A 20825-nucleotide genomic window follows, 5' to 3' on the forward strand; every position below is an offset into this window, starting at 1 on the left:
GGCTCTGGCACTTGCCCGGGCCCTTCGAGCTTGCACCCCTCACCTACGCGCCCTAGGTCCGTGCAGTGATCTGCGCCGCCAAACGGGGCGCGAGCCGGAGGATTTTATGACGGATACCGCCCTTTCCCCAATCGCCGATGCGCTGTTGCACGCCGCCAAGACCGCCGGGGCAGATGCCGCCGATGCATTGATCCTGGATGGTACTTCGTTAAGCATCGAAGTCCTGAACAAGCGGTTGGAGCAAGCCGAACGCTCGGAAGGGGTCGATGTGGGTCTGCGCGTTTTGGTGGGTCTGCGGCAAGCCTGCGTATCTGCCTCGGACACCTCGCCCGATACATTGCGGGAAATGGCAGAGCGGGCCGTGGCCATGGCACGGATGGCGCCGGAAGACCCATATGTCGGGCTGGCGGAAACCTCTCAACTCAGCACGTTGCGAGATGGTGACGCGCTGGATCTAAAAGATCCAAACGGCGACCCCGACCCCGCACATTTAGAGGCGATGGCGTTAGAGGCCGAAGCCTCAGCGGCGCAAGTTGACGGCATCAGCCAGGTGTCCAATGCGGGCGCCTCCTATTCGCGACGCCGCATTCATCTTGCGGCCAGCAACGGCTTTTCCGGTGGCTATGCGCGTTCGGATTACGGGGTGCATTGCCTCGCAATCACCGGCGAAGGCACGGCGATGGAGCGAGACTATTTCGCGGATGTCCGAAACCATTTCGCCGATCTTATGCCACCCAGCGAGATTGGTCGGATCGCAGCCGAACGAACCGTCGCGCGGGCTGGCGCCCGCAAACCGCCCACCGGCGCCTACCCAGTTGTCTATGACGAGCGGATTTCCAGCGCGCTTATCGGGCATCTTTTGGCAGCGACCAATGGCATGTCGATAGCGCGCGGATCATCCTGGGCGCGGGATCTGCTCGGCGAGCAAGTGCTACCCAAAGGCCTTGATCTGATCGAGCAGCCACGTCGTCCGCGTACGTCTGGATCTCGTCCATTCGATGCAGAAGGCCTGCCAACGGCGGACCGATCGATTGTGGCGGACGGCGTCTTACAAGGCTGGACGCTGGATCTGGCAACCGCACGCAAACTGGGTCTGGCCTCAACTGCGAATGCGTCGCGCGGCATCGGCGGCCCGCCCAGCCCATCGAACGGCAATATGTGGCTGACGGCAGGCCAACTGGATCGCGGCGGATTGCTGGCAGAGATGGGCACGGGCTTGTTGATCACCTCGATGATCGGATCATCCATCAACGCAACCACCGGAGATTATTCTCGCGGCGCATCGGGTTTCTGGGTGGAAAACGGTGAGATCACTTATCCGGTGAACGAATGCACCGTTGCTGGCAATCTGCGCGATATGCTGCGCGTCATTGTCCCGGCCAATGACGCTCGTCCGCATCTAAGCCGCGTGGTCCCGTCGCTGTTGGTCGAGGGGATGACGATTGCCGGGGCCTGAACATGACGATCTTGCCCTTCTGATCGACGCTGCGCACAGCGCTGGTGAGATTGCCCGCCATTATTTCCGGCGCGACCCTCAGGTCTGGGACAAAGGCGTGGATGATCCGGTAACCGAGGCGGATCTGGCTATCGATACCATGTTGCGCGAGACCCTGCTGGCCGCGCGGCCCAATTACGGCTGGCTTTCGGAAGAGACCGAGGACAGCACCGCGCGGCTCTCGTCCGAATATGTGTTCATCTGCGACCCGATTGATGGCACCCGCGCCTTCATCGAAGGCGGCAAAAGCTTTGCCCATTCGCTGGCGGTCGCACGGGGGGGACAGGTTACCGCAGCGGCGATTTATCTGCCGGTTCGCGAGAAATTGTATGCCGCTGCGCTTGGCCATGGTGCGGAGCTAAACGGCATGCCGGTGTCTGTCCGCCCCGCCGTCGCCCTGGATCAATCCGAGGTTTTGACAACGAAACCCAACATGGATCCACGCCACTGGCCCCACGGAACACCACCGGTCAAACGCGCATATCGGCCCTCACTCGCCTACCGGATGTCTCTGGTCGGTGAAGGGCGTTTTGATGCAATGATGACGTTTCGACCAACTTGGGAGTGGGACATCGCCGCCGGTGCGCTGATTATTGCCGAGGCGGGCGGCGCAGTCAGCGATGGAACGGGCAAAGCGCTGCGGTTCAATAACGCCACACCTCAGGTGGATGGCTTGATCGCCGGAGCGACAGATGTTCATCGAGACCTTGTGCGCCTGCGCGGCAGCGCCTGAAGGTCGCAATCAGCGCTGCGAAACCTCGGATACGACAATATTCAAAGGACCCGTCGAGAGCATATCGGTGGCGGTGACCGCCTGATCCCCAATCTGGTCGACAGCATAGGCGTGCGCTGCGGAGGACAACGCGGCAAGCACGGTGATGAGCAGCAAAGCCGCCAAGGCTAAAATCGAAATACGAATAGTCATCGCAACATATACTCGTCCAAAAACAAGGTCAGGCAAAAAAACCCCACCACACATACCGTGCTTACCTTGCTACCTTAGAGCTAAGGCAGAATTTGGGCGAGTAAGGACTTCCTTACCAGAAGGTTAACACATTACTAATAATGGATTTTTCGAGATTCTTTGCTGGTAATATCTGGAAGTTGACGGGGCGGCGCCGCTGCGGAGAAAACGGGGGAGAGAGAGCAGAGCCGCCCCGCTTTTCCAACCAAGTCCTGGCCGGATCGGGGACCCGCTCCGACCTCTGCAGCTTGAAACGGCGGAAATTGCCAGCGCACAGGGTCGGACGGGTAAAACTTAGGTCACAAAGGATTTCGTCGTGTCTATGTCCTCAATGTGCAGCACAAATCAGCCACCCGCTATGGAGGGAAACCTGACCTTTCGGCCTGCGCGCTGCTTGACGCCCCTGTCCGGGGCCTTAAGGGTGCCCGCGCGCAGCCCTTTGCGGCCAACCCAAACCTGACCGGAGGTTTTTCCATGACCCAACGCCTGCACCTGGTTTTCGGCGGTGAGCTGACCGACCCGCAGAAGACCGAGTTCGAAAATGTCGACGACATCCATGTCGTGGGGATGTTCCCCAACTACGAGACCGCCTACAACGCTTGGAAATCCGAGGCGCAGCGCACTGTAGACAATGCCCATATGCGCTACTTCATTGCGCATATTCACAGATTGCGGGACGAGGCCAGCGAAGCCTCGCCAACCGAAGAACTTGGGGGTTAGGCCAATTCCCGTCGGACAATCGATCCTCTTGAATCTGTACCTCGCCTGGTCCGCACGTGGGGCGCGGGCCTTTGCCGAACGCAAATTGCGTGAACGGCTGGAAGCCGGGAAAGAGGACCCCGACCGTATCAATGAACGGCGCGGCATTGCCAGCGTTGCGCGACCTGATGGCCCACTGATTTGGTTTCACGCCGCCAGCGTGGGCGAGTCTGTTGCCATTCTGGAGCTGATCCGGCGCCTTCTGGAAGAGCGCGACGATCTCAACGTGTTGGTGACGACCGGCACGGTGACATCGGCCGCCGTCATGGCCGAACGGCTGGAACCACGGGCAATCCATCAATTCATTCCGCTCGATGCGCAGCCTTTCATTCTGCAGTTCCTGGATCATTGGCAGCCCGATGTCGCGGTTTGGACCGAAAGTGAGCTATGGCCGACCTTGGTCGTGGAAACGCACGCCCGTAATATCCCGATGCTCTTGCTGAATGCGCGCATGTCAAAGGCAAGCCATGACAAATGGCGCTTTGCCCGGGGCATGGCGCAAGCCTTGCTGAGCCGCTTTGATCAAGCGATGGTGCAAGACACGCTGACCATGACCTATCTACGCCGTTTGGGTATGCCTGCCGAGCGCATGAAGGTGATGGGCACGTTGAAAGAAGGCTCTGCCACATTGCCCTGCGATGAGAACGAGCGCAGCGCGCTGGCCGCAGATCTGGCGGGCCGACCCGTTTGGCTGGCGGCGTCCACCCACGAGGGTGAAGATCGCATGGCGCTTGAGGCACATCGGATTGCGATGCGGTCCTCGCCCCGCCTGCTGCTGATCCTGGTGCCGCGTCATCCGCAACGGGCCGATGAACTGGCCACCATGATGCAGGCCGATGGGTGGCGCTTTACCCGGCGCACCGCGGATGAATTGCCTGAGCCCGAAACCCAGGTCTATTTGGCCGACACAGTGGGTGAGATGGGCCTATGGTATCGCCTGGCCCCAATCAGCTTTGTGGGCGGGTCCATGGTACCTGTTGGCGGCCATAATCCATTCGAACCAGCCGGGCTGGGCTCCGCCATTCTGCACGGCCCTTATGTGAGCAATTTCGTCGATATCTATCAGCGCCTGACCGAGGCGGGCGCAGCGCGACTGGTATCAGCGCCGGACCGGCTGGCGAATGAAGTTGCCGATCTGTTGAACCCCGACACGGCCGCGAGCATGGCCGCGGCGGCGTGGGGGGTGATCTCAGACGGCGCGGCAGTGACAGATAAAGCCGTGACTTTGCTGATGGAAACGCTCGACGAGGCGGAGACCCCCTGATGCGTGCGCCCGGGTTCTGGCACGAAAAGCCGGGCCTGATCTCGGCGCTATTGGCGCCCTTGGGGGCACTCTACGCGTTGGGCACCAGACGACGGCTGGCAAAGGGTCCCCGTATACGGGCCGACGTTCCAGTTATCTGCGTTGGCAACATCAATGCAGGCGGTACAGGTAAGACACCCACCGCCATAGCGCTGGCCCAACGGCTCATCGCACGCGGGCTGAAGCCCCATGCCGTCACACGCGGCTATGGGGGATCTTTGGCAGGACCCGTCCAGGTCGACCCGCAAACCCATAGCGCTGTCGAGGTGGGAGACGAAGCGCTTTTATTGGCCGCTTTTCTTCCGGTTTGGGTGGCCGCAGATCGCGCCAAAGGAGCCAACGCCGCCGTTGCCGCAGAGGCTGACGTCATCCTTTTGGACGATGGATTTCAGAACCCCGCGCTTGCCTACGATCTATCCCTGATCGTCGTGGACGCCTGGCGCGGCTTCGGCAATGGCTGTGTAATACCCGCCGGTCCGTTGCGGGAGCCTGTCCGTGCAGGTCTAAGCCGTGCGGATCTGCTGCTGTCCATCGGCTCTCAGCAAGCACAAACGCGTTTCCACGAATCTTGGGGCGCAGCGATCAACGGCATGCCGCATGCGACCGGCACGCTCGTGCCGTTGCCGACAGGCTTGCCCATGCAAAATCTACGTGTCTTAGCGTTTGCGGGGATCGGTCACCCCGAGAAATTCTTTCAGACACTGAAGGGCATGGGGGCAGAGATCCTGGCGACCCATGCCTTAGCCGATCACCAGCCGCTGAGCGATGCGCTGATGCACCGGTTATTGCGAGAGGCACGCGAGAAAGGCGCGCAGGTCGTCACAACCGAAAAAGACGCCGTGCGTCTCTCCGCCAGCCTAAGGCCACAAGTGATGACTATTCCGGTGCGCTTGGAGTTGGACGATTGGACGCCTCTGGATGAGGCGCTGGACCGGGTTCTGCCGCAGATATCTCCTGCGCCGTCGGCATAAGGCCATAGCGTGCCGCCACCTCCCAAACATGGCGCGGAACCATGTTTTTCATCCGTGCAGGATGAACTCGGCGAAGATGCAGGATCGTCTCAATCGCTTTCATTTCGACCCGAGCCCGCGCAAACTCCAGGCCGCGCGGTCCGATCCTTGGTTGCAGAAACGATACAATCGGGCGCAGCCAATCCGGCATCGAGCGGAGCGGAAGGCCACCCGCCGCACGCTCGGTATTGGCCAGGAACCCTTTCACCGCACCCTCACGCCTACCCTTGTCTGTCAACGGGCGCTGCTGCAGGCGATCACCCAAGGCGGCCAGCATCTCAGCCCCTCGGGCATTTCGGGCGATCACCCATTGATCTCCGTCGCCGCCCATATAGCCCACCGTCACATCCGCCAGCCGATTGGTGTAATCAACGCAGGTCTTACACGTCATCGGAAAGAAGTCGGCGGGCAACTTTGAAATCGGCAACTTCAAGAACGGGATCACACGATCAGGCCGACCATCACTGAACCGCAATTCGACCCGGTAATCGGCGCGGAACTCCAGATAGGTGATTGTGTCAGGCGCATCATCCAACAAGCCAAGAAACTGATGGAAGTTTTCCGTCGTCGTATTGTCTGAACAAGGCGTGCCAATAACGTATAAACGGTCAAGCCCCAGTTCCGCCTCGATCTGACGTAAGGCATAAATCTGGCACGGAATGCCGATCACCGCGATACGGCGGTGCCCGGCCCGCATCGCCGGGTCTAGGGCGGCCAGCGTTGGCGCATATCCCATCCGCATCCCGCGGCACTGGGCAAGGGCGTCGGGATCCGTAACCACCACGGGTACGGGCTTCCAGCGGTCGGTTGGGTCCGGCGCCACCGTCAGCACGGCTGTGACTGCGCCTGACCGCAAAAGCTCAGCGGCAAGTTCGGTGGTGATCCCGGTCCACTGCGCGTCCGGTGCCGGTGGCGCCAGCCGCGCCCGTACCATCGTCTGGATAACACCGAAAAATGCTTCATCGCCCAAGGTTGGATCGGCGACACGTCCGTGAACACGATGCTCAGCGCTGGCGTAGTCCGGTTGGATGAATTGGCACGCGCGACCACATGCCTTACCATCGCCCATGCGAGAAATGCCGCAATCCGTACACAGGCCGGGCCTCGCGGCGCCAGCAATATGCGGCACTGTCAGACCCGGCAGGCTGGCATCTTTCGGCATGGGCTCGCTTCCCAGTTTACAGCCGCAACTATCGAGACAGACACTTCTGGCGTCAACTCTGATTGACAGATCCAATAGACATGACCGACGCAACCAATCGCATAGTACCACGATGCTCACCAATACATGGCGATCATACCCATCGGCAGAGCCTCGCCGACGACCATACTTCCCGCTATGCAAAAATGACGGTTTGCTCTACCGGTCAGGCATCGCAAACACCCGAACTATAAAGAGAATTTCTATGGGACTTTTTGCACTCTCTCGCCGTGTGATCGTTGCGCCACTTTTGGTCCTCCCGGCCATTTCCATGGCAGAAACTCAGGCAAATCCGGCCGAACGCTACCTGAATGCGCACGAAGCTTATTCGAATGCGACCTGCCCTATCGCGCTCGACGATATCCGGCATTTTGTGTATTTCGCCCGGGACCGTGCAGCGATTAGAGATCACACGTTTCTCGCATCGGACCGCTTTTCCGGCGCGCAAATCATGTATGCCTGGCGCGATCTTGAGCCGCGCGAAGGGGTTTATGATTTCTCGGTCATCCACGAAGACATCGCTTATCTCGCCGGTTTCGGAAAGCAGCTATTCGTCCAAGTGCAAGATGCGACCTTCTCGCCAGAGAACATCCCGGTTCCGGATTATCTGATGTCAGCGGCCTATGACGGCGGAGTTACGGAACAATATCTTGAGACCGGCGAAGTCGAGGGCTGGGTTGCAAGACGTTGGTCACCCGCCGTGCAAGCGCGGTTTGCCGCTCTGCTCTCCGCCTTGGGTGACGCATTTGACGGTCAGATCGCCGGGCTCAATCTGCAAGAAAGCGCGATTGGCGTTTCCAACGAGACCGATCCGAGCTTTTCTCCCGAACTCTACGCGGCAGGGCTACAGCAAAACATGCGCGCGCTTGGTACTGCCTTTCCCAACACGACCACGATGCAATACGCCAACTTCATGCCGGGCGAATGGTTGCCATGGGAGGACGAGGGATATCTTCGCGGACTCTACGCTCTGGGCGAAGAAATCGGCGTAGGACTTGGCGCGCCGGATCTGCTTATGGAACGTAGAGGCCATTTGAACCATGCACTGGCCTTGATGCATGAGCATGACTTCTCCGCTCCGATCGGCATCGCAATCCAAGACGGTAATTATGTAGGTGAAACCAACTCACTTCGCCTGGTCAATGACCGCAACAATATCGTGCCCAAGCTGCACGCCTTTGCCAGCGACTTCCTTGACGTTGACTACCTGTTTTGGCGCAATCAGCAGCCCTATTTCGATGAAGACGTTTTGACCTGCTTCGAAAACGGTTAACCAGAAAATGGCGACGCCGGCAGGATTCGAACCTGCAACCTGCCCCTTAGGAGGGAACCGTTCATAGCGTTATTCCTTCTTTGATTTCTGTTGTTTGGGTGTTTGTACAGGGTCTTCCTGTACGTGGTTTGTACGAAAACGGGCCCTGACATCGGCCTCATCCGTCTCTGCGTGGGCATAGATACGCATGGGCAGATTGGGGTCGGACCACCGGCCAGCCTTGGCTGCGGTGACCGGATCGACACCTTGGCGAACGACCAATTCGGTGAAGAAACCGTGTCGTCCTGCCGGGTGCGCCGAAAGGTATGGAATGTCCGCGCTCTTGCAGATCGTCTTCCAACGCGTGTTGTAGCCTGTCGAGCTGCCATAGCCGAACACACGCGGTTTCATGAACTTACCGGTCTTGCGGTTCTTCGGGCGCTTGGGTGGCAACGCCAGCAACTCATCCATCATTTGAGGTGAAACGATGATCCAACTTTCTGGGTGGCCCTTCTGTGCTTTGACCCTGACCTTGTTCTCAGCGGGTCGCAGATCGTCAGGCTCAATCGAGACAGCCTGATCGATCCGCGCCGCCGTCTCGAACATGAACCGGACCAAAGCCGCATTGTAAGGATCAGCGGCGCGGCAGAAGGCCTCGATCCACTCCTTATCCGCGGGCTTGCGTTCAACTCGGCTGAGCTTTCCTCGCCGCTTGTCCTGCGCGATACGCTCGAATTTATCGTAAGGCTTCACACGGATGAGCGGCGTGCCTTCCAGCTCGTGCGCGTTGTTGATGACCGCACTCGCTGGCGTCACGATCTCGCGCCACCACGTATCGGTGGAGGCTTTCGGTTTCAGTTTCGGGCCAAGACCTTTCAATAGCGCACCAGAGATCGCGCCCAAAGGCATGTCGCCAATCTCTTCGACTATCGGGATCAGCTGTTTCGCGGTCTTGGGGGAGGCGTTGTAGAGCATAATCGCATCCGAGAACGTCTTGCTCGGCTCGTCGCCAACGACATGGCGACGTATCTGGAGCTCGGTCTCGCGGTTTATCCAGTCCCGTGCGCCTGCTTCTGTAGATGCCTTAGTGCTTCGCCGGTATGGGCCTGCGATTGGCCTGCCGTTGTACTCGACCCAGCCCTTAGCCCAGTAGAAGCGACCCCTCTTGTAGATTTGGAGCGGCATGCCTGGCCTCCTTCAAATATCTTGTCGATCTGTGCGGGTGTGATCAGCATGGTCCGCCCAAGGCGGTAGAAAGCGCCCGTGTCATTGGCGCGCTCGCGTAGAGTGCGCTCAGAGATGTCGATTCCCATCCCGGACATGACTTCGACCCATTGCGCAGGAGTCTTGCCGAGGCCAAGGATTTGAGAACCATCTGCGGCGTCGTGGTTAGACATCGCTCAGCCCTCCCTGCGCGAGTTCGCCGCTCTCGGTTCGGCTTTTACTGTGAACTGCGCCACATACTTCTCCCAAGCGCCGTTGGGGATTTTCGGGTTACGTTTCCCGGGCGCGGTGAAGATGTGATCCAGCATGTCCTCGCGGATCAGGTAGCGAACGTTGGTCACGGGAATACCGACGCGCTCAGCAAGTTCTTTCGGCGTTTCTAGAAGTTTGGTCATGCGTCACCTCTGGCTGTCTCAACCACGAAGCGAGGCAGATAATTCTCTTTTGCCTTCAGAATGAAACAAAAGTACGCTCAGGTTGAGAGAATCGAGCGCATAGCCACGTTTCATGGTTACATTTTAAATATGTGACCATAATCGTGGTCAATGCAACTAATTTTAAGGTTGCACATGACTGTTGAGGGCCTGGGACACCGTTTGTCGGCAATAAGACGCCAAGAAAAACTGTCTCAAGAAGAGATGGCTGAGCGTCTACACGTCAGCCGAAGCGCCTATCAGTACTATGAAAGGGGAGAACGCGATCTGCCCGGATCGCTGTTGCTGAAGGTGTTCCAAGAGTTCGCAGCCGATCCGCTGTGGGTGCTGGAAGGCGAAGTTGAACCGGGGCTGACCCGGCGCGAACGTGAATTGGCGCATGCTTATCGCAAGGTCGGTATGGCTGTAGAGCATCGGATCAAAGAACGCGGCTTGTCAGTCCCAGATGAGAAGAAGTGGAACGCAATTGATTTCCTCTTTGCTGAGTTCCTCAATCAGGACCCATTGAACACGACCGAAAATGCGCCCGACACGCAAAGAGTAGATCGCATCTTGGGGCTGGTCGCGTGATGTCCGAAAGTCAGTTGCCATCAAACGTCCACGTGCTCAAGCCGCGAACAATGTCGCTATCGGATCGGCTTGATCAATTTCTTGAGCAACACGCTCTCGCTCCAGACGAAACGCCAATCCGGCGCGATCCAACGCGTCCCAAAGCGCCTGGAGTCAACGCGATTAGGTGTGCTTCTTGTGGGCAGATGGAATACCTCACGAGGGATCATTGCCGCTGCGGTCACTTCCTTCGAGGGCAGTTGGAAGACGAGTTTCTGGCCTGTGCGGACCGGATCGCTGATCGGCATGATGAATTGTTAAGGTCTCTGATGCCGAAGCTGAAGAAGCTTCGCTATCTCAATTTGTTGGGCCTGCCGTTCGTTGTTGCGCCATTCATCAAACTGGCGTTTATAGCGGAAGGTGTTTCCATGGGCGCGTTGCTTTTGATCGCACTAGGTTTTGCTCTATTGGGTTTAGTTGCTTTTGTGGAACGACGGATGCTCAGGCCCGCTGCAGAAAGCCAAATCTCTCTGGAAAACTTTTCGTTTGAAGAATTTCTTGAACAACGAAGCGTTAATTCCAAAGAATCTGGGCTACCTATCTGGGAAGTAACGCCATAATTTCTCCGAACGAAATCCAATCGTTAGGCGAGGCTCAAAGGAATTTGCCAATGAAGAAGCCAGATGGTCACGATGTTTTCCGCGAGATCGAATACTTGCAACAGGCCCTTTCACAGAGCGGGAAGCCCTTGGGCTTTATGATAAGTGCGGGTTGCCCCCTCTCGATCCGAGTGAATATTAGAGATGAGACGGGAGATAATGGCGAGACATGGACTGCCAGCGATCCCCTTATTCAAGATATTGCCGGATTGACAAGAAAGATCGGGGAAGACTTGAGATCACAGGATACTGCAAAGCCATCGGTTTGGGACAGAATAATATCTACATTTGAGGAAGACGGAGTAGTTGACCCAAACATCGAAGTCATTCTGTCGACAGTCCGAGGTTTGCGAAGTGTGGCAGGCAACGGGGAAGTAAGAGGCCTGTCCAAGACAGAGCTGGAAACTGTCGAGCTCGACATTTGCAAGATCATCTCAAAGGAAGTGAACCGAGAACTCCCTGACTCAAACTCCCCGTACCACAACTTGGCGATTTGGGTCAGGTCGATCACCCGTGAAACCCCAGTCCACCTCTTTACCACGAACTACGACCTTCTTACTGAGCAAGCACTTGAAGAAGAAGGGGCTCCTTACTTCGACGGCTTTATCGGTTCGAGGAAAGCGTTCTTTGACTTGGCTGCCGTAGAGGACGAAAAGTTGATCCCAGCAAGGTGGACACGATTATGGAAAATGCATGGGTCAATAAATTGGCGATTGGGTGATCATGGGACGGTCACTCGCGGACTGCAGGCTGAATCGAACAGGAACTATCTGATCTATCCCTCTCATCTGAAGTACGATGAAAGCAGGAAAATGCCGTTCTTGGCGATGATGGACCGTTTCAAAAGCTTCATCTTGCAACAGTCTTCGGTGCTTTTCATGTCTGGGTACTCTTTCGGCGACGAGCACATCAATAATTTGCTGCTTGAGGGGCTGCGGAGCAATCCATCTGCCATGGTTTACGGTTTGCTCTTTGGAAATATGTTGGACAAGGACGGCAATCCCGATCCCAAGTATCAGAACGCTCGAACCCTTGCCCTCAAGACGCCGAACCTAGCGCTCTTCTCTTCGGATGCCGGCATAATCAGTCGTCGCGAGAAGCGTTGGGTTGCTCATGATGACAACAGGGGGAGCCTCCCAGTTGGAATTGTTCAGGTTCCGGAAGCCGAGGAGGATGGCGATCAGTTTTGCGAGTGTAGGATCGGTGATTTCCTGATGTTTACCGACATGCTCAAGAACATATCGGGACCGAGGGATACCGATGTCGAATAACGCTGAAACATCGCTTGGAACGATCCAAGACGTTAGTGGCGTGTCGATCAGCGTCACGATGAATTCGAAGAGGCTTTCCGGGCTAACGTTTGTGCATGGACACGCCCATCGCATCGGACAACTAGGCAGTTTTGTAAAGATTCCGATCGGCTATATCGACTTGTTTGGCATCGTTTCCCAGGTTGGAGCCAGCGCCATTCCAAATGCACTTAAAGATGAAGACACAACATCTCACAGATGGCTGACTGTACAACTGATCGGAGAAGGATCACGGCAGGGGAAATTCCAACGTGGCATATCGCAATACCCAACGATTGATGACGAAGTTCATCTTGTCACAGAAGCAGATTTAGCCAAAATTTATGGCAACAAGGGTGAGCAGAATCATCTTGTTAAGATCGGGCATATCGCCGGCTCCGAGTCGATTGATGCATTGGTTGACGTCAACAGACTGGTGACGAGACACTCAGCCATTGTGGGCACAACTGGCTCAGGAAAATCAACGACCGTAGCCGGTTTACTGGACGCGCTATCTGAACCGGAAAGCTTCCCCTCCTCACGTATCGTTGTTGTCGATATCCACGGCGAGTACGGCAAAGCTTTCAAAGAGAAAGCGAATGTCTTCAAAATTAGCCCTGATGAACGCAACTCTTGGGAAAGGGGCTTATTTCTACCGTATTGGGCGATGAGTTTTGATGAGTTCTTAGCCGTAACTTTTGGAAACCTGCCCCCTAGTGCTAGGAATGTGATCCTCGAAAAGGTGATCGAATTCAAAGCCTCAACTCTAGATTCATATCCCGTACTGGGCGTCACGAGAGAGACTGTTGGCGCGGATAGTCCGGTCCCGTTCAGTCTGCATCAACTATGGTACGACCTATATTGCCACGAGTTTGGCACCTATTACTCTGGCGGCGGCAAGTTGCCAGAGCAAGAAAACTGGGCGTTCGAGCTAGATGCAGATGGCAATGAGAAACGCGGAGACCCCTCGAAGGGGATTCCACCAAAGTTTAGAAAAAACAAGAACGTAGCGGGTGACGACGAGAAGATTACAAAGCTACCAAATCCATTGAATATTCAAGGGCCGTTGGAAAATCTCGGTGCGAGGCTAAGAGTAGCACGCTATGATTTTCTCTTGAATCCAGGTGACTGGAAGCCAGACACTGTGGGCAAAGTCGAAGCTGACCTGCCTGCCTTATTGCAGAGCTGGATCGGCAGCGGCAAACCGATCTCTGTTTTGGATCTATCTGGAGTGCCCACTTCCATCCTTAATGATGTTGTGGGGATTTTTCTGCGAGTTCTCTACGACGCAATGTTTTGGGCTCGGAACCTTTCTCAGGGAGCTAGGGAGCGCCCATTGCTCGTGGTGATGGAAGAGGCTCACCTCTATCTCAATGACGAACTTCAAGGCTTAGCTTCATCCATCGTAAAACGTATCGTCAAAGAAGGTCGGAAATACGGAATAGGAGCGATGATCGTAAGCCAAAGACCTTCTGAGATTAGCTCTACAATCCTTTCGCAGTGTGGAACTTTCTTTGCGTTGAGGCTGAGCAATTCAAGTGATCGATCCCACATAACTGGCGCTTTGTCAGACAACTTGGAAGGCCTTACCAATATGTTGCCCGTTCTTCGTACCGGTGAGGCGATTGTGCTAGGTGAAGCTGTAAGCCTTCCGATGCGAACTCTAATCTCGGCTCCACCTGAAGGGGCGCGACCGGACAGCCAAGACCCCTTGGTTTGTGACGTTTTGCCGCCAGAACTATCTAAGAATCCCGGAGGGTGGGGCGTTAAAGACAACTCCGACCTGGAGAAAGCATTTGAAGACGTAAGCCAAGTCTGGCGGCGGCAAAATCCTGTTCTACCGGCACCCCAAAAGAAGGAAGATTAGAATGGCTTGGGAGACTTTCGACAATTTTCAGTCATCGAACATCGCTCAACTGAAGTACGATGACGAGACGTGGACACTTGAGGTGACCTTTCACGGTGGAAGCACATACCACTATTTTGACGTTCCCGAACACCTGTGGGACGGCATCAAGAACGCTGACTCAAAAGGTGTCTACCTAAATGCCGAGATCAAAGGGCACTATCGGTATTCCAAGGTCTGAAGATGCCAATTGTTAAGTTAAATCAGCAGTCTAATCGGGTTGGGATTGACAAGTTCGAAGTTGAGAACCCCGTTGTTTTTGGGTTTTTTGACAAGCTACCTGCCGCCGAGAGAGACAATGCGCTCCTCAAAGCGATAAACATCGGCGTACTTGCTCTAATGGAAGATCGGCTTTCGTCTTTTTTGGCAAAGACATCAAATCACTTGGGGACCGAGCTTGAGAGCCTAAAGATGATCTTCGACATGAAGCAGGAGATTTTCTTACGCTCGGCCGCCAAAGGCCTCATCGCCGAAGAGGAAATCGCCGAGTTTCTAGGAAACTTCTTCAAGGAACAAAGGTTGGCAGACACTATTTCGCTTACAGGGGCTACAAAGGGCAAGCTGGGAAACAACAAAACAGGTGACATTGTCTGTGAGGTCGATGGCAAAGACGACAAGAGAATTGTGATTGAGTCAAAATTCGACAAGAGCCTTTCCCTCGGCGACATTGGCTCGAGAGACGTCTTTGCAAGCGGTGCGGATACGGCTTGGAGCCAACTGATCGAAGCTCAAGCAAATCGAGACGGCAAGACTGCGATTATCGTTTTTGATGTCGCTTCAGTTAGTAACTCGGTGTCCAAAGCGGTACAGAATGTCAGGTTTGTTCCTGAAATTGGGTTTTGCGTAATCGTCGATAGTGGCAAGGGAGATTACACCAACCTTGTTATTGCCTACATGCTTGCTCGCGACCTAGTCAAAAACGCAACTCGGATAGAGTTGGACAAAGATTTCCTTGCACTGTTCGTCAACCGAATGATCAAAGATGTCAGTGAAGTTAGACAAATCGAGAAACTCGTACGTAGCAACATCCAGAACAACAAAAAGATTTTGGAACAACTAGAGAGAAGCATGCTCGCGTTGGAGTTTACACAGGAGTATTTGATGAAATTTTTAGCCGATGGAACGCTCAGCAAAGAAGACCTCTTGGATTATTATTCAGGTGACGAAGTGAGGGCAAAATTCAAGGAAATAGATGTACTTGGCTGACGGCGTGCAGCTTTAGCGATGCAGAGCAGATGGTCATTTTGATGCAAGCTAGCATGTATCATTCCTTGACGCATGTATCAATATCTGATACGCACCTTCTGTGATCCAAAGCACCAAGGGCAAACTCGCTGCCAACGCCGTGAAGGGCAAGTACGGCAAAGGCTTCCCCGGTGACTTGGTGAAGCGCACGCGGGCGATGCTTTCGGCGCTGGATGCTGCGGTGGTTGTTGAGGATTTGCGGTTCCCCCCTGGCAACCACCTGGAAGAACTGAAAGGGGATCGGGCCGGGCAACACTCCGTGCGGATCAACGGGCAATGGCGCATCTGCTTTGTCTGGACGCCGAACGGCCCCGCCGACGTAGAGATTGTGGACTACCATTGAGAGGATACGCTGATGAGCTTGCTTGAAGACCCGATGCACCCCGGTGAAGTCCTGAAAGAGCTTTACCTCGATCCCTTGGAGATGGGGGCTATCGCGTTTGCGCGGCGTCTGGGCGTACCTCGGACGCGGATCGAACGGTTGATCAAGGGCACGACCGGGATCACGCCGGACACGGCGCTACGCCTTGCCCGTGTGTTCAACACGACCCCGGCCTACTGGATGAACTTGCAGACTAGTTACGATATGGTATTGGCTGCTAAAGAAGTTGATGTGTCTGACATTAAACCACTTGTCGCTGCTTGACCGAGATAACACTGCGCCGTATCCGCCTGATGCTATCTACATCACTAATGAAGCAAAAGACTGAATGTCTGAGCCGTGGTGCTTCTGAATAAGAACATCTACTTCGCCAAGCAATTCGGTCCTCTGCGCAGTTTGCAGCAGATCTTTTCGAAAATGAGACGACCAAGTTGCCATCGGTGACTCGTCCTTATGTAGAATAAGAGCTTCCGTCACTAGCTCAAAAAACACTTCCTTCCACCCAGCAAAAGAAAGAAAAGCTACGCAATCTGCCATCTTACCAACTAGGTAGGAAGGGACCGTTCGGCCGGCTTGGTCTGCCCAATTGAAGTCCTTGAACGCCTCAATGTCATCCGTTGAAAGTGGTAGCCAATTTGGCAAGTCCTCCGCCACTCTCGCACATTTCGAGGCTGTAAGTACGGCAAGCAACTGTTCCAAAGCGTCAAACTCTCTTAGCTGCTGACTGATATTCCATGCTTGGGAATATGCAATCTCACACTGGGCGATCCTGGCATCGCCCGCGAGAGTTAGTGCTTCTTCAAAAGCTTGTAAGGAAATTTTCTGTGGAAGATCGGCCGTTCGACTAAAGGTAAGCTTCCCGTTATCTTCATCAACAGAGTAGCTAGATCCAGTTTCTGCGCGCTTATGCAGCATAGCCAGACGATGAGAGGGAGTGGGTTGGAAGTATTCAGCAAGCGTAAAAAGCTTGAGCGCTATCACGTCCATGTCCAGTCTTGATGCCTCCACTGCCGAGTTGAAAGCTAAGTTTGAGGGAACATCCCTCTTCAAACCCTGCAAGATCAATTCATTCAAATAGTTAGATGCAGAGCTTCTCAGTTTGGCACGTTCGCTTTGAGACAGTTCGGCCTCGGCGAATTGAGAAACAATGTGCGACACTGCATCGTACAAACTTTGCGGATCGTTAGAGGCGTTCAAAACAGGGTCTAAGTCATGTCGACGGAGCTCATCCAACTCGCTTTCCAACTCATGAATTTTCTCGCGGGCCTCCAAGGAAATCGCCTTGTCAGCCCTGATCCACCCGACAGCTTTGCTAGCAGTACGCCCAATCTCCTTATTTAGAGCGTTGCCAGACTTATTTACGAGCTCCGGCAAAGTTTCCCATTCGTCGCGAATCCGCTTCGCGCCGCTCGCAGCAAGGATAAATGCGTCTAGTTTACTGATTTTTTCTCCATCAGTATCACGTTGTTCAACCGGCAAGTCGTGCCTATTTTTCCGAAGGAATACCAAAACGGGAATGCCAATTTCAGAGGCAAATTCATACTCCAACTGAGTATAACTTTTGCCAGTTTTTGGATCAACGGAGCCGTATTTCCCACCAATGATAAGAACATAGTAGTCACTGTTTCTTATCTCGTCCTTGATAAATTCCATTTGCTCTTGATCAGCAGCACCAAAGAACTCCATGCCGACTGGAATATGATTGAGTTCCAGTATGTTTTGAGAAACCGCCTGCCGTTCTTCTTTTAAATCCAAAAATGTTGAGCTAACGAAAACTTGATATTTTTTCACTGTGTTCCTCGACAATTCGCTTGGTGCCAAGGGCACTCAACTCATTCAAGACACCTTACGAAACCGTTTCTCGAATTAATACTCAAAAAGAACATCTCTGCCTTTGATGCGAGAAACATCTGTGATCACGATGAAGCAAAGCCAAGAACAAGAATTCAGTGTTGATAGAACAAAGGGTTCTTTAATGCCTCAACCCCCTTTCCGCATGCGCTTCCTGGCTGTCTAGCTGTCCCTCAATCTCTCGGCGGCGGCCCTCGCTAAGGTCAAGCTCTGCTGCAAGGTCTCGTCCAGCGTCTTGTAGCTCGCTTCGTCGTTCAGCAATCCGTTCAAGGCCTTCATGGATGCGGCCTGAGACCGAATGAGCAAGGTCACGCAGTCTTTCAAGCCAGCCAGCTCCCTCTCGATCCTGCCGGTCGAGCGTGTTTCCAAGGCGGTCAAATCCTTCGCGGAGGCCTCTGAGGCCGTCACCAACCGCTCGACGCAGGCGAGCAAGTCTCGTTCCAAGGCTGTCAGTTGGGTCATCTAGTCCTCCTCGATCCGAATGCAGGTGACGTGCCTCTCGCCCATCGTGCAGGTTCTGAGCTGCGTCTTCGATGGGTCCAGGATCAGCCAGGTCCCCTCGGGTCGCTCGATCCGCGTCAGGCCCAGTTCCGCAAGCTCCGAGCGCGTCAGATGCAGTGTCCAAAAAAAGCTCGCGGCCATCATCAAGGCGATCCCCGTCAGCAGCATCCCCGCGATCAGCAAGGGTGAGATCGTCAGCCAAAGGCGGATCGACCTCAGCCGCGTCTCGAACATGCTCGCTGTTTCGGTTTGAAAGCGGTGCGTATCGGTCGCGATGGTATGCTGCGCGGCGCCCACAATGTCCTTCAAATCGATCCTGAAGCTCTTGAGCTGGGACGAGATCGAGGCGACGTGTTCGGCCCGGATCGTGTCGAGTTCCGCGTTCAGCTTCTCGCTCAACCGGGTCGGCTTGCCAGTCTTCATGGAAAATCTCTCCTTTCAGCCGCCAGCGCTCGCCGGTCTCTGGATCGCGGGCAGCAATGTAGGCCTTGCCGGTGCGTGGCAGGTCGAATCCTGCCTCCGTCAACGCGTCGACCATGCTGGCGCGATCAGAGATCAACCCGAGGTCGATCTGGTCCTGCAGCCACGCGTGCAGCTCGTCCCGGCCTTGAGCGCGGGTTGGCGCTTCGACGATGTCGCGGACCTCTTGTGCGCGGTCCACATCCATCGGATCGGCCCAACCGTGGCGCTGGTTCATCACGTCCCGCAGGCTGTCATAGGCGTCCTGGTAGCCCGGAGGCGCGATGTTGAGACTCTTGCCCGTGGTCAGCTCCAGACGCGGTGTGCAGAAGTGAAGCTCGACCCGGCCTTCGTGGCGATGGCGGACCCAGAGCACCTCATATTGCTCAGGGTCCAGCCCCGCGAAGGCCAGCCGCTCGAACTGGTCCATGACCTCCGCCTGCTGGTCGTCGGTCGGGTCGTCGCTGTCCGCAAAGCTGATCACGCCCGCGCGGTAGGTCCACTGGTGGCGGCTGGCGTCGATCAGGGCTTCGGTGCGCTCAGGGTTGCCGCGCAGGACCTCAGGCAGCGGGTCGCGGGTGACGGTCATCGGCTGGCCCTCCGCATCGCGGATCAGGTCGCGGTTGCCGTCATAGGCCAGCACGCGCTCGGCGACGAGGTACCCGACCGGCCCCGCGCCCGCGCCTTTGCCGTTGGGGAAGAACTTGATCAGCACCGCCGCGCCTCATCAAGGAGCGCGGCAAGCTGGCGTTCAATCACCACAAGACGGCGCGCGACGGTCAACGTGTCGAGGTCGGTGCGCCCGACCTTCATGGCGTGGTTCAGCCAGCGGGCGATCTGGTTGAGATTGCCGCCGATGCGCCCCACGGCCAGCACAAGGGCTGGATCAACGCGGGGGATCAGCTTGCGGCGACGGGCCTCGGTGAGGCCAAGCGCTTCGCGCAGAAGCGTCGAGGCAGGCAGGCCAGCCGCTTCGGCCTTGGCGCGCAGCTGGGCCTTCTCGGACGCGGTACAGCGGAAGACGAAGGTCTCGCTCAGCGGCTCTTTGGCGGGGGCTTTGCCCGCGCCGGTGGGGTTCGAAGGGGAGGCGTGCCGCCCCTCGCAAGGTCCCGTGTCATCGGCGCAGCCGTATGACATGGGTCGCCTTGCTGTTTGCGCTTCAGTGGGATCGGCAGCGCTCATGATCTGAGGCCCGCCGCCTGGATTTGCGCCTGCGTGACCAGCTCTGCAGCCAGCAGCGCATCTACCTGGCCGGGGGTAATGTGGCGACAAAGCGGATGGCGGTCTGTGACCCAGTTCGCCAAGCCTGCCAGCATCTCGGCTTCCTTGGCCGTCTTCTCTTCTCGGCTTTGCGCAATGTCCTCGACGTAGCTGCGCCACCGTCCAGACTTGAACCAGTTGTCGGAGAAACAGACCTTGGAGCGTGTGAAGCCCGCGCTCTCGGTCGCGTAGGCCTTAAGGGCCTGTAAGAGGTCCTCGAACTCTATCCCTGCATCCAAGGCTTCTCTGATCCGCCTCAGGCACTCCGCCTTCCCGCGCCGCCGGTCGGGCGGATAGCAAGCCAAAATCTTCTCAGCTTCTTCATCCACCGCCGCCAAGCGCTCGCGCGTAGGAGGTTTATGGATGGTTTTAGGATGGTTTGGGGGCCGTGGTGGCCCCGGTACCCCGGCCACTGTGGCCCCCGTTCCGGGGCCAGTCTGGACGGGGTCCACTGTGGCCCCCGTCTCGACATCAGGCTCGGCGGTCAGTTCCAGCGCCTCGATCCGAGTGAGATCGATCCGGTAAACAACCGTGAATCCGTTCTTGCACCCGCGCGCGCCGGTCTCGACCAGGATACCTTCCTTCAGGAAATCCCGAATGGTTCGCTTGACCGTTGTCTCACCTAACTCTGTGTGCCGCTGGATCGTCCCCTTCGAACACCAGATGCCGGAACCATCATCCGAAGCCTTGTCCGCCAAAAACATGATGATCTGCTTGCGCGTCGCACTTCCGAACTTCCGCTCGGCGCAGGCATTTGCCACACGCCAACTCATTGGATGGCCCCAAAAACCGCACAGACGTGCGAATTTTGTACAGGTTTTGTACGAGAATTCGGTCGTTTTCGGAGAATTCGGCGGAAAACGAAACGGGCGTTTCTGCACGCTTCTGCACAAAGCCCTGTAAATAAGTCATATTTTTCAGGCAGTTTTGGCGACCCCGGCAGGATTCGAACCTGCAACCTGCCCCTTAGGAGGGGGCTGCTCTATCCAGTTGAGCCACGGGGCCGTGTTGCTTTGATGCGAGGTTTTGGACCGTCTTGCAACGGGTCGTGAGATGATAAGACATAGAAGCCGCCGCAACCT

Annotated in this window: 22 protein-coding genes and 1 tRNA gene; 14 read left to right on the forward strand and 9 right to left on the reverse strand. The window is 56.0% G+C overall.

All coding sequences use genetic code 11. The annotated features are described in order from the left end of the window. Nucleotides 1-106: 106 nt before the first annotated feature. Complete coding sequence (locus tag V8J82_RS21160) at nucleotides 107-1456, forward strand: TldD/PmbA family protein (protein WP_339978507.1); 1350 nt, start codon at nucleotides 107-109, stop codon at nucleotides 1454-1456. Next, entirely contained in the window at nucleotides 1443-2228 is a 786-nt protein-coding gene (locus tag V8J82_RS21165; RefSeq protein WP_339978509.1) for an inositol monophosphatase family protein, read from the forward strand. Before V8J82_RS21160 ends, V8J82_RS21165 begins: the two co-directional genes overlap by 14 nt. A gap of 9 nt (nucleotides 2229-2237) precedes the next feature. Here the strand turns inward: V8J82_RS21165 and V8J82_RS21170 are convergent, their stop codons facing one another. Beyond that, on the reverse strand, nucleotides 2238-2420 hold the full coding sequence (locus tag V8J82_RS21170) for a hypothetical protein (RefSeq protein ID WP_339978511.1): 183 nt from the start codon (nucleotides 2418-2420) through the stop codon (nucleotides 2238-2240). A 513-nt stretch (nucleotides 2421-2933) separates the two neighbouring features. Here V8J82_RS21170 and V8J82_RS21175 point away from each other — a divergent pair. The 3 genes from V8J82_RS21175 to lpxK are packed head-to-tail and all read left to right on the forward strand — an operon-like array spanning nucleotide 2934 to nucleotide 5492. Continuing rightward, the gene (locus V8J82_RS21175; protein ID WP_339978513.1) at nucleotides 2934-3179 is read left to right on the forward strand and encodes a DUF4170 domain-containing protein; all 246 of its coding nucleotides are present in this window, start codon (nucleotides 2934-2936) and stop codon (nucleotides 3177-3179) included. Nucleotides 3180-3207: 28 nt separating this feature from the next. Then, entirely contained in the window at nucleotides 3208-4482 is a 1275-nt protein-coding gene (locus tag V8J82_RS21180; RefSeq protein ID WP_339978515.1) for a 3-deoxy-D-manno-octulosonic acid transferase, read from the forward strand. Next, nucleotides 4482-5492, forward strand: coding sequence for a tetraacyldisaccharide 4'-kinase (gene lpxK, locus V8J82_RS21185; protein WP_339978517.1), 1011 nt, complete (start codon nucleotides 4482-4484; stop codon nucleotides 5490-5492). The genes V8J82_RS21180 and lpxK overlap by 1 nt, the downstream gene beginning before the upstream one ends. Here lpxK and V8J82_RS21190 read toward each other — a convergent pair. After that, a complete protein-coding gene (locus V8J82_RS21190; RefSeq protein WP_339978519.1) occupies nucleotides 5398-6693 on the reverse strand; it encodes a Coenzyme F420 hydrogenase/dehydrogenase, beta subunit C-terminal domain in 1296 nt (431 codons plus the stop codon). The genes lpxK and V8J82_RS21190 overlap by 95 nt on opposite strands. Before the next feature lie 244 nt (nucleotides 6694-6937). Here V8J82_RS21190 and V8J82_RS21195 point away from each other — a divergent pair, with 244 nt between their 5' ends. Continuing rightward, nucleotides 6938-8005 carry a hypothetical protein gene (locus V8J82_RS21195; RefSeq protein ID WP_339978521.1) on the forward strand — a complete coding sequence of 356 codons (1068 nt, stop codon included), beginning with the start codon at nucleotides 6938-6940 and terminating at the stop codon, nucleotides 8003-8005. A 69-nt stretch (nucleotides 8006-8074) separates the two neighbouring features. Here V8J82_RS21195 and V8J82_RS21200 read toward each other — a convergent pair whose 3' ends face one another. Beyond that, nucleotides 8075-9169, reverse strand: a complete 1095-nt coding sequence (locus tag V8J82_RS21200; protein WP_339978523.1) for a tyrosine-type recombinase/integrase — start codon at nucleotides 9167-9169, stop codon at nucleotides 8075-8077. 215 nt (nucleotides 9170-9384) lie between these two features. Further along, a complete protein-coding gene (locus V8J82_RS21205) occupies nucleotides 9385-9603 on the reverse strand; it encodes a hypothetical protein (protein WP_282052131.1) in 219 nt (72 codons plus the stop codon). Nucleotides 9604-9777: 174 nt separating this feature from the next. Between V8J82_RS21205 and V8J82_RS21210 the strand changes: the two genes are divergently transcribed. From V8J82_RS21210 to V8J82_RS21245, 8 genes are all read left to right on the forward strand, one after another. After that, on the forward strand, nucleotides 9778-10212 hold the full coding sequence (locus V8J82_RS21210) for a helix-turn-helix domain-containing protein (RefSeq protein ID WP_282052130.1): 435 nt from the start codon (nucleotides 9778-9780) through the stop codon (nucleotides 10210-10212). A 50-nt stretch (nucleotides 10213-10262) separates the two neighbouring features. Beyond that, on the forward strand, nucleotides 10263-10811 hold the full coding sequence (locus V8J82_RS21215; protein WP_339978529.1) for a hypothetical protein: 549 nt from the start codon (nucleotides 10263-10265) through the stop codon (nucleotides 10809-10811). A 50-nt stretch (nucleotides 10812-10861) separates the two neighbouring features. Then, nucleotides 10862-12121 (forward strand): SIR2 family NAD-dependent protein deacylase, encoded by a 1260-nt coding sequence (locus V8J82_RS21220; protein WP_339978531.1) that lies wholly within the window; start codon nucleotides 10862-10864, stop codon nucleotides 12119-12121. Continuing rightward, a complete protein-coding gene (locus V8J82_RS21225) occupies nucleotides 12111-14006 on the forward strand; it encodes an ATP-binding protein (protein WP_282052127.1) in 1896 nt (631 codons plus the stop codon). Before V8J82_RS21220 ends, V8J82_RS21225 begins: the two co-directional genes overlap by 11 nt. A 1-nt stretch (nucleotide 14007) precedes the next feature. After that, nucleotides 14008-14226: a KTSC domain-containing protein gene (locus V8J82_RS21230; protein WP_282052126.1), complete on the forward strand. Its 219-nt coding sequence runs from the start codon at nucleotides 14008-14010 to the stop codon at nucleotides 14224-14226. 2 nt (nucleotides 14227-14228) lie between these two features. Further along, on the forward strand, nucleotides 14229-15251 hold the full coding sequence (locus V8J82_RS21235; RefSeq protein WP_282052125.1) for a hypothetical protein: 1023 nt from the start codon (nucleotides 14229-14231) through the stop codon (nucleotides 15249-15251). 100 nt (nucleotides 15252-15351) lie between these two features. Continuing rightward, a complete protein-coding gene (locus V8J82_RS21240) occupies nucleotides 15352-15633 on the forward strand; it encodes a type II toxin-antitoxin system RelE/ParE family toxin (RefSeq protein ID WP_072780005.1) in 282 nt (93 codons plus the stop codon). Nucleotides 15634-15645: 12 nt separating this feature from the next. Continuing rightward, nucleotides 15646-15936 carry a HigA family addiction module antitoxin gene (locus V8J82_RS21245; protein WP_282052124.1) on the forward strand — a complete coding sequence of 97 codons (291 nt, stop codon included), beginning with the start codon at nucleotides 15646-15648 and terminating at the stop codon, nucleotides 15934-15936. A 36-nt stretch (nucleotides 15937-15972) separates the two neighbouring features. Here V8J82_RS21245 and V8J82_RS21250 read toward each other — a convergent pair whose 3' ends face one another. From V8J82_RS21250 to V8J82_RS21270, 5 genes are all read right to left on the reverse strand, one after another. Next, entirely contained in the window at nucleotides 15973-17463 is a 1491-nt protein-coding gene (locus V8J82_RS21250) for a DUF4062 domain-containing protein (protein WP_282052123.1), read from the reverse strand. Nucleotides 17464-17644: 181 nt separating this feature from the next. After that, nucleotides 17645-19198: a relaxase/mobilization nuclease domain-containing protein gene (locus V8J82_RS21255; protein WP_339978535.1), complete on the reverse strand. Its 1554-nt coding sequence runs from the start codon at nucleotides 19196-19198 to the stop codon at nucleotides 17645-17647. Beyond that, nucleotides 19192-19620, reverse strand: a complete 429-nt coding sequence (locus tag V8J82_RS21260) for a plasmid mobilization protein (RefSeq protein WP_282052121.1) — start codon at nucleotides 19618-19620, stop codon at nucleotides 19192-19194. The genes V8J82_RS21255 and V8J82_RS21260 overlap by 7 nt, the downstream gene beginning before the upstream one ends. Nucleotides 19621-19661: 41 nt before the next feature. Next, nucleotides 19662-20516, reverse strand: coding sequence for a hypothetical protein (locus V8J82_RS21265; protein ID WP_282052120.1), 855 nt, complete (start codon nucleotides 20514-20516; stop codon nucleotides 19662-19664). A gap of 155 nt (nucleotides 20517-20671) precedes the next feature. Then, a tRNA-Arg gene (locus V8J82_RS21270) sits at nucleotides 20672-20748 on the reverse strand. Nucleotides 20749-20825: the final 77 nt, after the last annotated feature.

It is taken from the genome of Gymnodinialimonas mytili (assembly GCF_037544085.1).
GTDB lineage: Bacteria > Pseudomonadota > Alphaproteobacteria > Rhodobacterales > Rhodobacteraceae > Gymnodinialimonas > Gymnodinialimonas mytili.

What these genes read in the sequence shown, in the direction of transcription:
- V8J82_RS21195 (WP_339978521.1), top strand. Translation starts at nt 6,938, where the DNA reads ATGGGACTTTTTGCACTCTCTCGCCGTGTGATCGTTGCGCCACTTTTG.
- V8J82_RS21225 (WP_282052127.1), top strand. Translation starts at nt 12,111, where the DNA reads ATGTCGAATAACGCTGAAACATCGCTTGGAACGATCCAAGACGTTAGT.
- V8J82_RS21265 (WP_282052120.1), bottom strand. Translation starts at nt 20,516, where the DNA reads ATGAGTTGGCGTGTGGCAAATGCCTGCGCCGAGCGGAAGTTCGGAAGT.
- V8J82_RS21190 (WP_339978519.1), bottom strand. Translation starts at nt 6,693, where the DNA reads ATGCCGAAAGATGCCAGCCTGCCGGGTCTGACAGTGCCGCATATTGCT.
- V8J82_RS21205 (WP_282052131.1), bottom strand. Translation starts at nt 9,603, where the DNA reads ATGACCAAACTTCTAGAAACGCCGAAAGAACTTGCTGAGCGCGTCGGT.
- V8J82_RS21200 (WP_339978523.1), bottom strand. Translation starts at nt 9,169, where the DNA reads ATGCCGCTCCAAATCTACAAGAGGGGTCGCTTCTACTGGGCTAAGGGC.
- V8J82_RS21170 (WP_339978511.1), bottom strand. Translation starts at nt 2,420, where the DNA reads ATGACTATTCGTATTTCGATTTTAGCCTTGGCGGCTTTGCTGCTCATC.
- V8J82_RS21235 (WP_282052125.1), top strand. Translation starts at nt 14,229, where the DNA reads ATGCCAATTGTTAAGTTAAATCAGCAGTCTAATCGGGTTGGGATTGAC.
- lpxK (WP_339978517.1), top strand. Translation starts at nt 4,482, where the DNA reads ATGCGTGCGCCCGGGTTCTGGCACGAAAAGCCGGGCCTGATCTCGGCG.
- V8J82_RS21215 (WP_339978529.1), top strand. Translation starts at nt 10,263, where the DNA reads ATGTCGCTATCGGATCGGCTTGATCAATTTCTTGAGCAACACGCTCTC.
- V8J82_RS21210 (WP_282052130.1), top strand. Translation starts at nt 9,778, where the DNA reads ATGACTGTTGAGGGCCTGGGACACCGTTTGTCGGCAATAAGACGCCAA.
- V8J82_RS21260 (WP_282052121.1), bottom strand. Translation starts at nt 19,620, where the DNA reads ATGTCATACGGCTGCGCCGATGACACGGGACCTTGCGAGGGGCGGCAC.
- V8J82_RS21245 (WP_282052124.1), top strand. Translation starts at nt 15,646, where the DNA reads ATGAGCTTGCTTGAAGACCCGATGCACCCCGGTGAAGTCCTGAAAGAG.
- V8J82_RS21220 (WP_339978531.1), top strand. Translation starts at nt 10,862, where the DNA reads ATGAAGAAGCCAGATGGTCACGATGTTTTCCGCGAGATCGAATACTTG.
- V8J82_RS21175 (WP_339978513.1), top strand. Translation starts at nt 2,934, where the DNA reads ATGACCCAACGCCTGCACCTGGTTTTCGGCGGTGAGCTGACCGACCCG.
- V8J82_RS21230 (WP_282052126.1), top strand. Translation starts at nt 14,008, where the DNA reads ATGGCTTGGGAGACTTTCGACAATTTTCAGTCATCGAACATCGCTCAA.
- V8J82_RS21160 (WP_339978507.1), top strand. Translation starts at nt 107, where the DNA reads ATGACGGATACCGCCCTTTCCCCAATCGCCGATGCGCTGTTGCACGCC.